This window comes from Niallia circulans NBRC 13626 (assembly GCF_001591585.1).
Taxonomy (GTDB): domain Bacteria; phylum Bacillota; class Bacilli; order Bacillales; family Cytobacillaceae; genus Niallia; species Niallia circulans.
On record NZ_BCVE01000044.1, the window covers coordinates 1 to 7,960 of the forward strand.

Sequence of the window (7,960 nt, forward strand, 5' to 3'; positions counted from 1 at the left end):
CCTTACATTTAAATTAGATCCTGCCTGAACGTTCACTTTCATTTGTTTTCCGGTTGGTGCTTTTTCCGACTGCTTTGCTTCGTTCTTATCGGTCCCTTTATTATTAGTTGTTGTTTCTGTAATTTTTGTCACCGATAAATAACTACTGCTTACATAACCTGTTTTTCCAGATACAGTTACTTTATCCCATCCATTTGCACTCGACAGAACTTTTACCTCTGTTCCTCTTGAAAGTTTTGTTAGAATAGCACTATTAGTACTTGCTTCCTTTCTAACATTAAGGGAAGAGTTTTTTTCCACATTGACATATTTCGCCGCTGCCTTTTCACTAGTACTTGTTTTTGTCTCTTCTTTTTTCTCAGGACTAGCAGTTCCTTTCTTCTCTGTTAGATATTGTGTTGCTACATATCCTTGTTTTCCATACGCTTCTACTTTTGACCAGCCATTGGATTCTGAATAAACCGTTACAGGCACATCTTTAGCCAATTTTACAATAATGGAAGCTGAATTGGAGGGACTGTTTCTTAAATTTAAACTGGAACCAGTATTAACATTAACGTATTTAGTCACTTTTTGTTGCTTGTTTGAACTATTGGTTGTTTTCTTTTCCTCTGTTTGAACAGCTTTTATGTATTGAGATGATACATATCCATTTATGCCATTTACTTTAATTTTCGCCCAGCCATTGGACTCTGAAACTACTTCGACTTTTGTATTGTTTTTTAGCTTTGTTACTACATTTGCTTTTGTCGAAGCTGACTCTCTTACATTTAAAGTTGAAGAAGGATCAACGGAAACATATTTTACGGAACTTACTTGCTTTGTTATCAGATAACTTGATGATACATATCCAATCTTTCCATCCACTTCCACTTTTGACCAGCCATTCGTTTCCGAAAGGACATTAACCTTTTCTCCTGCCTTTAATATGGTTACAACACTTGTACTAATAGATGGACCGAATCTTACATTCAATACCGAGCCTTTATTCACCTCTACATACTTCGTGACGGAAGCTGCATGAGCCTCTTCCATAAAAAGTGGAGAAGATAATGCTGCTAAAAATATTCCAGGTACAACTACTTTTTTCACCACTACATACCTCCTAGATCTATTTACTTAGTTCATTATTTGGTTATTCTTGCATCTATCATCTTGTTACTACTAATCTCTAAACCCCTATTATATATTCTTTAGTACCTATGATATTATCTATTATTCTACTAGTATATAATCCTATAGTCACGTTTTTTTGTTATCGCCTCTTTTACTAGGTCTAACGTTTCATAGCAGCACAAAATATAAACGTTTCACCTATTCTAATAGTACCATTACTCACTAGAAATAAATAGTCACGATGATTTAGATATGATAAAAGAGACCAAAAACAGGTATCTTAGACTACTTAAAATTGAGACACCTTATTTCTGCAAAACTGAATGAAAAAAGCTTCCAATCTATCACCAAAAAGATAGATTGGAAGCTTCATCACTCAGTAGTTGGATCTTTATCCTTCCCAATCAACTGATAAATCATAAGCTAATTGGCTCTCCATGCGATTCTTTATTTCATTTAATGTTAATTCATTTCCTAATACCCACATTAATTTTGCCACTATTGCTTCTGTATTCATATCTGCTGATAATATAATATTATATTGCGCCACTTTTCTTCCTACTTCATATAATAAGAGGTCTTGTCCTTCTTCCAAACATTGAGTTGTGATAACAACAGCAATTCCTTCATCTACCATTTCTTCAATCTTCGGCAATAGATTTCTTTCTTCAAAAGGTAATCCCCCATTACCAAAGCTTTCAATAATGACCCCTTTATAGTGTTGTTTAATAAAATCAAAGATCTCAGGCTTTGTGCCTGGATGCAATTTTAATAAAAAGACATCAGGGCATATGCTTGTATCCAACAGCAATTCAGTTGTCGGCTTATCAGGCTTCCATAAAAAGTGAATTTGGTCTTTTTCAATCGTCGCTACATATGGATGATTGATACTCGCAAATGCATCATAGCTCTTTGTTCGCATTTTCATTGCTCTTGTACCAATAATAACTCGTCCATCAAAAACGACAAAAACTCCACCTATCTCTTCTTTAGCAAAGCGAATACTATCTATAACATTTTTCTTAGCGTCTGTTTGTTTAAAACTAATCGGGACCTGTGATCCAGTAATTACAACAGGCTTTTTGAGACCTTGAAGCATATAAGAAAGTGCAGCTGATGTATACGCTAATGTATCCGTACCATGTGTGATAATAAAACCATCAAATTCATGATACCGCTCAGCAATGATCTCAGCCATCATAACCCAATGTTCCGGCTGCATATTAGTACTATCTCTATTCATAATGATCTCACAAGTTACATCAACTTCTAAAATATCATTCTTAAAATATTGAAGGAGCTCTTCTGCAGACAAACCAGGAACAAGTCCTTCATTTCCTTCTATTGAAGCAATTGTCCCGCCGGTTGCAAGTAAAAGCAATTTTTTCATTTACAGTCCTCCTAAATGCCATACTCCTAAAAAATATACCTATTTTCGGTATACACCACGTTATTATATATATTTAAAGAAGTTTCCGCAATAAGAGGATTCTATCCATTTTTTCAGAAGAATTTATTTCTCTCTATTTCTATTTTCTTAGCTGAAAGCAAAATAAAAAAGGCCGGAACAGAGATGTCCGGCCAAAAATAAAGCCAAACAGATTCGTATGATTGTTTGAGCCTTTTATTCGCTTATTGCAAAATTACTAGATCATGTTTTAATCTAAATAGGTAATTTTCTCCTCAATAGACGTGCGCGCTTTTGGTTCCATAATTTCTTCTGGGTAACCAATAGCAAGAACTCCGACCACTTCATAATCCTCGCTTACTCCTAACGTATTTCTCCCTAAAGCCGAAGATCCGACAGAACTCCAAAACGTACCTACTCCTGCGTCCCATGCTTGCAGCATAAAATTTTGGATAAAACAGGATACTGCTGCTAAATTTTCATCCCGTTCGACTTGGTTTCTTCCTTTATGCGATAAAACAGCTATAACCTTAGAAGCCCCGCCAAAATTTGTTTTATGTTTTAGTTCCGCTCGGGTATTCTCACCAACAAATAGAATTCTCCATGGTTCTGTCATCCTATGATTTGGTGCAAATTTCGCCTGTTGGAGCCATTCGATAATAATAGCATTCTCTACATCCTTCGTTTTGAATTTTTTTACTGTTCTTCTCCCTGTAATTAATTCAGCTATATTCACTTTTAACTCTCCCCTTTATTATGAATTATTGCTTATTTCTCTTTATTATAATAATCCTATTTTCTATTTTTTTAAATAATGCCTCTTTCTAAAATACAAAATAATTACCTTCAGAACATTGATAACTATCCTAATGGTAACTGAAACGTTTCTTAAGTCGCCCCCTGAACAAGTTTGCCATTTGCTTATTTTATATTATTACTATTGTTGCGGAACCCACTCCTCTTTATTTCTACATTTACATGCACATTAATCTTCGCATCTTTAAAACCTGTATCCCAATTATCTTCATATTGTTTAAAATGCTTGTAATCTTGATCTCTAAATATTTCTCCCAACCCAAATATATCTGCGACATATTCTTTCTGCATTTTTTTTATCAACTTATTAAATTCTTTTTCAAGATAACGGTTTGTTTTGTCTTCAAAATCTTCAAACGCATTTACTTTTGCAGCTTTTATCCCTTTCTCGGATCCATCTAGAATCGATTCAGCTTGAATAAATATATCAAATTTAGGTCGGCCGTTCACTTGTCTAGCTTTAATCTTTGTCTTAGAATGATTAACACGCAGCCCAAAGTATTTGCTATCATTGTATGGAATACTCAACGAGGTCTGTTCCAACTTACTTTGAATCCATAATAACATTCTTGTATCATTTAAATCCAAATATCCTTGCAGCTTTCCATACTTAAAAATAGCCAATGAATCAATTTTTGCTATTGCCCCTGGCACTGTTGTTTTAATATTATCAAGGTCCCACCCTTTTTCTTTTTCGCCTTGAATTTTCATAGCGGACAAAACTGGAACTTGACCAGATGATGAATAGGTACGGATAAAATCATTTAATTTAATACCTGGAGTTCCTCCCCATTCCTCTAACATATTATCGAGTTGGGGAAATATTTTCAAAGATGAAACTTTTTGATAATCGTTCGTTACTCGTAAAAAATCTACGGCCTCCGTATCCCTTGCAACAACTATATTAAAGTCGTCTCTTATCTCTCTATCCCTATCAAAATAATCCATAAAACTTAAAATACCCTCTTTCGCCATATCCTCTCCGATAATAAGGATTCTCATGTGAGAAAGAACCAAATGAGTTGATATTGCAGAATTAAACTTATGGATAATCTCCCCTACCGTATCCCCTTCTATAGAGTAGACAATCGCAGGAGCCAAACCTTGAGCAGTTCTAGGATTTAATTCTGCAGCAGAAGTACTCTCTATCGAAAGTTTGTATTTATGTTCCTTCCCCTTATCCATTGCTATCCCCGTTACAATCGAATTTTGATTTAGTTCCGAATGATCCCAACAACCAGCTAAAAACAAGATGGATACAATAGATATACATAATAAACAGCGCTTCATATTTTTAGACTACTCCCTTTGTATCGTCAATATCTTCCTTCCTCCATCACTAATTGGTATGATAGAGAATCTGGAAAACAGACATTACATCTTTTTCAAAGATAATAATAGTTTGTGAAAAAGAATGAAATTTATCCTATATCTCCTTACAATTCTATTGAGGAATGACATAAATGACAGGGATAGCTGGCAATAATATGATAAGTCTCTCTTTCTCAAGTGGATACAAATAAAAAAAGATGAGAGACAGTGTATTAGCCCTGTCCTCATCTTTTCCTTCTTTATTATTAGTAAGCTAAGCTGAATAGCCCTTTAATATGTGATAGGTAACGAATATTACTTGCTTCTTTCATTAAGGAAGCAGGTAACCCTTTTAATGGAGTCGAGCTGCCTCCAACGATTGCTACACCATCTTTTCTACCAAGACTTGCAAGTGTACCGGAGTTAATTGGATTAAAGGTGTCTAATGCTTTATTTTCAAGGTAAGCATATAGATTATATCCAATTAATTCTCCCATTTGCCAAGCAATTTGAGCTGTTGGTGGTGCTGGACGACCATCCCCATCAGCTGGGAAGTAAACAGCACTATCACCAGCTACAAATACATCAGGGTGTGAAGTAGATTGTAGGAATTCATTTACAGTTGCACGACCACGATTTACTTCTAATCCAGAAACACCAACAAGCGGATTTCCTTGTACGCCGCCAGTCCATACAAATGTATTAGCAACAATTTGTTGACCATCTTTTAAGTCAATTACATTGCCAGACACATTTGTTACTGGTAAGCCTGTTAAGAAAGTAACGCCACGGTTTTCCAAACTCTTAGTAGCACGTTCGATTAAGTCTTCTGGTAAAACAGGAAGAATTTTCGGACCTGCTTCTACTAATAGTAATTTAATATCGCGGAAATCAACACCGTATTTTCTTGTTAATCCTGGTAAGATATCAGCAAGTTCCCCAACAAGTTCTACACCTGTTAGTCCGCCGCCACCAATTAATATAGTAGCATCTTCTTGTTTTCTTGATTTAGCATATTCACGAATACGCTCTTCTACATGATTGTAGATTTTGTTTGCATCATCTGCAGATTTAAGAACCATGCTGTTCTCTTCAAGACCAGGGATACCGAAGTATGCTGTTACACTTCCTAGCGCTACTACTAATGCATCATAAGATAATTTAGTTCCATCGCCTAAAGCAACCTCTTTTGTATCTACATTGAAAGAATCAACAGTAGCAATTTTTAAGTCGATATCTTTGCCTTTAAATAATTTTTCTAGTGGCATAGCAACAGCTTTTTCAGAAACATTACCTGCTGCTAAGCGATGCAATTCAGTAATGATTTGATGTGTTGGATATTTATTAATAACGGTTACTGTAGCTTCCGCTTTACTGTAAAATTTACGAACATTTAAAGCTGCTAGCAGGCCACCGTATCCAGCACCTAAAATAACAATATGTTTTGACATAGTAAATCCCCCGTCCTTATTACATTTAAAAGTATTGGCAAGCTTCCCTGTTAGTTTTCACATAAATAAATTCTTTTATTAACGTCATTACTGACTGAGGAAGACTACTTGAAAGATTATTTATTATTGCGTTCTGACATAATTTGAAGATAGCTCTGTAAAAAACGGAACATCTTTTGTGCTTGTGGGTCTTTTAACATTTTCATTAAACCGAATACACCAATTGTTTCATTGCTTGCATCTGCACGATCCTTGGCTTCGATAGCAGCGGATGCCATTCCTTTAACAGAATGAATAACTGGTTCGAACATTTCCGTTGTTGCCCCAACAATATCGTTTTTAAATACATCATCTTGGGATAATGATTGAACAACATCATAAGTTTTAGATAGACCATTAATCATTTCAGTTAACTTTGGTAGTTGTTCCATTAATGTTGTCAATGATTCTTGTACCTCAGGCTTTAGCAACTGATCCAATAAATCTTGATTTGTTGCAGTCAGTTGTTTTTCAGCATTGGTTTGCGCAGTAGTTTCTGACATAACTGATTCTCCTTTACTATAAGCACTTAGCTTAAATGTTATTAACAAATGTTTTGTGATTCTATGCACAAAAATTTGCAAAAGATAATTTTTAACCAACTCTAGTTAAAATGAATGAAGGTATGTACAAAACTTTTTAAACTCTTTTTCTACATACTAAAAGAAGATGTACAACCTCTCCATCATTAAACTCCTTTAATATAATACCACTTTTTGAACAAAAATAAATGTAAGTTTGACAAAAAATCAGAGTTTTTTTCAAGAAAAGTGATATTTATCACGAAAAGAGAGTATAAAGCCATAAAACCAACAAAATAAATTATTAATCAAAATTGTCTTATTTTTTACTCTATAAACTATTATGCTAAAAAAACAAGTTACTATTCATTTAGTCTGTCCCCCCCTCTCTTGATAATCGAAAGTTTACATAGCAGATTAAAAACTCTTTATGTCGACAAACTGTATCTATTACTCCTTTATACTTCTCCAAACGACTTATAAACCCCTGTAAACGTTACTTATTTTCATCAAAAATAGAGGCAGGTTTTTAATCTCTGCCCATTCCTATTTTCTTCTTTATGGTTAAGTGAAAAAAATACAGAACAAGTCGTTCCCTTGTTAACTTTAGTTTTGATTTTCATTTTGCCATTCAAAGTTGAATAAAACAAATAAACAATTGGCAAATCCAATCATTTTTTCTCCTCTAAAATAATATCTCCCTGTTATCTGAGATACCATCATTTCACCATTATTTCATCAGTAAATATTTTTTCTTTTTATTACATAGGTGCTATAGTTCCAATCTATTTTTTAATGTTTATTAGTTACACAAATAATTGCAGAAAAAGCTGCCATACTAATAGAGATTAACATTATCTTTTTTGTAATCCCTTCATTATTACTTAAAGAGGAGAACACAATGACAAATAAAAAAGCAGATTCAAAAACAGAAAATCTTAAATGGTGGCAGTTATCATTAATTGGTGTGGGCTGTACAATTGGAACGGGATATTTTCTTGGTTCCAGCCTTGGAATTATGGAAACAGGCCCCTCCATTGTTTTCACCTTCATTTTAGCAGCGATTGGAACGTATATCGTTTTTAATCAATTGGCAAAAATGACTGCGGAGGATCCACAGGAAGGGTCATTTTGTTATTATGCAAATAAAGCATTTGGCCCATGGGCTGGCTTTAGTTGTGGCTGGAATTATTGGTTTTCTAACATTCTAATCATGGGAAGCCAATTAACCGCTCTCTCCTTGTTATCTCAATTCTGGTTTCCTAAAGTCCCATTATGGGTATTCGCTTGTATTTATG

Annotated in this window: 7 protein-coding genes; 1 reads left to right on the forward strand and 6 read right to left on the reverse strand. The window is 34.4% G+C overall.

Annotated elements, in window-relative coordinates:
- The 6 genes from BCI01S_RS24265 to BCI01S_RS24290 all read right to left on the reverse strand — a co-directional run.
- The coding region (locus tag BCI01S_RS24265; RefSeq protein ID WP_061801326.1) for an SH3 domain-containing protein at positions 1-1,095 on the reverse strand (1,095 nt) is incomplete at its 3' end.
- A gap of 412 nt (positions 1,096-1,507) precedes the next feature.
- Complete coding sequence (locus BCI01S_RS24270; RefSeq protein ID WP_047942920.1) at positions 1,508-2,506, reverse strand: asparaginase; 999 nt, start codon at positions 2,504-2,506, stop codon at positions 1,508-1,510.
- Positions 2,507-2,774: 268 nt separating this feature from the next.
- A complete protein-coding gene (locus BCI01S_RS24275; protein ID WP_047942919.1) occupies positions 2,775-3,260 on the reverse strand; it encodes a nitroreductase family protein in 486 nt (161 codons plus the stop codon).
- A gap of 185 nt (positions 3,261-3,445) precedes the next feature.
- Complete coding sequence (locus tag BCI01S_RS24280; RefSeq protein ID WP_047942918.1) at positions 3,446-4,630, reverse strand: Ger(x)C family spore germination protein; 1,185 nt, start codon at positions 4,628-4,630, stop codon at positions 3,446-3,448.
- A 287-nt stretch (positions 4,631-4,917) separates the two neighbouring features.
- A complete protein-coding gene (locus tag BCI01S_RS24285) occupies positions 4,918-6,102 on the reverse strand; it encodes an NAD(P)/FAD-dependent oxidoreductase (protein ID WP_047942917.1) in 1,185 nt (394 codons plus the stop codon).
- A gap of 116 nt (positions 6,103-6,218) precedes the next feature.
- Positions 6,219-6,644 carry a DUF1641 domain-containing protein gene (locus tag BCI01S_RS24290; RefSeq protein ID WP_047942916.1) on the reverse strand — a complete coding sequence of 142 codons (426 nt, stop codon included), beginning with the start codon at positions 6,642-6,644 and terminating at the stop codon, positions 6,219-6,221.
- 919 nt (positions 6,645-7,563) lie between these two features.
- Here BCI01S_RS24290 and BCI01S_RS24295 point away from each other — a divergent pair.
- Positions 7,564-7,960 (forward strand): amino acid permease (locus BCI01S_RS24295; protein ID WP_156485500.1); only part of this gene is annotated, 397 nt, incomplete at its 3' end.

Bases quoted from the DNA above. Each gene is read 5' to 3' on its own strand.
- BCI01S_RS24290 (WP_047942916.1), bottom strand. From the start codon at position 6,644: ATGTCAGAAACTACTGCGCAAACCAATGCTGAAAAACAACTGACTGCA.
- BCI01S_RS24280 (WP_047942918.1), bottom strand. From the start codon at position 4,630: ATGAAGCGCTGTTTATTATGTATATCTATTGTATCCATCTTGTTTTTA.
- BCI01S_RS24270 (WP_047942920.1), bottom strand. From the start codon at position 2,506: ATGAAAAAATTGCTTTTACTTGCAACCGGCGGGACAATTGCTTCAATA.
- BCI01S_RS24285 (WP_047942917.1), bottom strand. From the start codon at position 6,102: ATGTCAAAACATATTGTTATTTTAGGTGCTGGATACGGTGGCCTGCTA.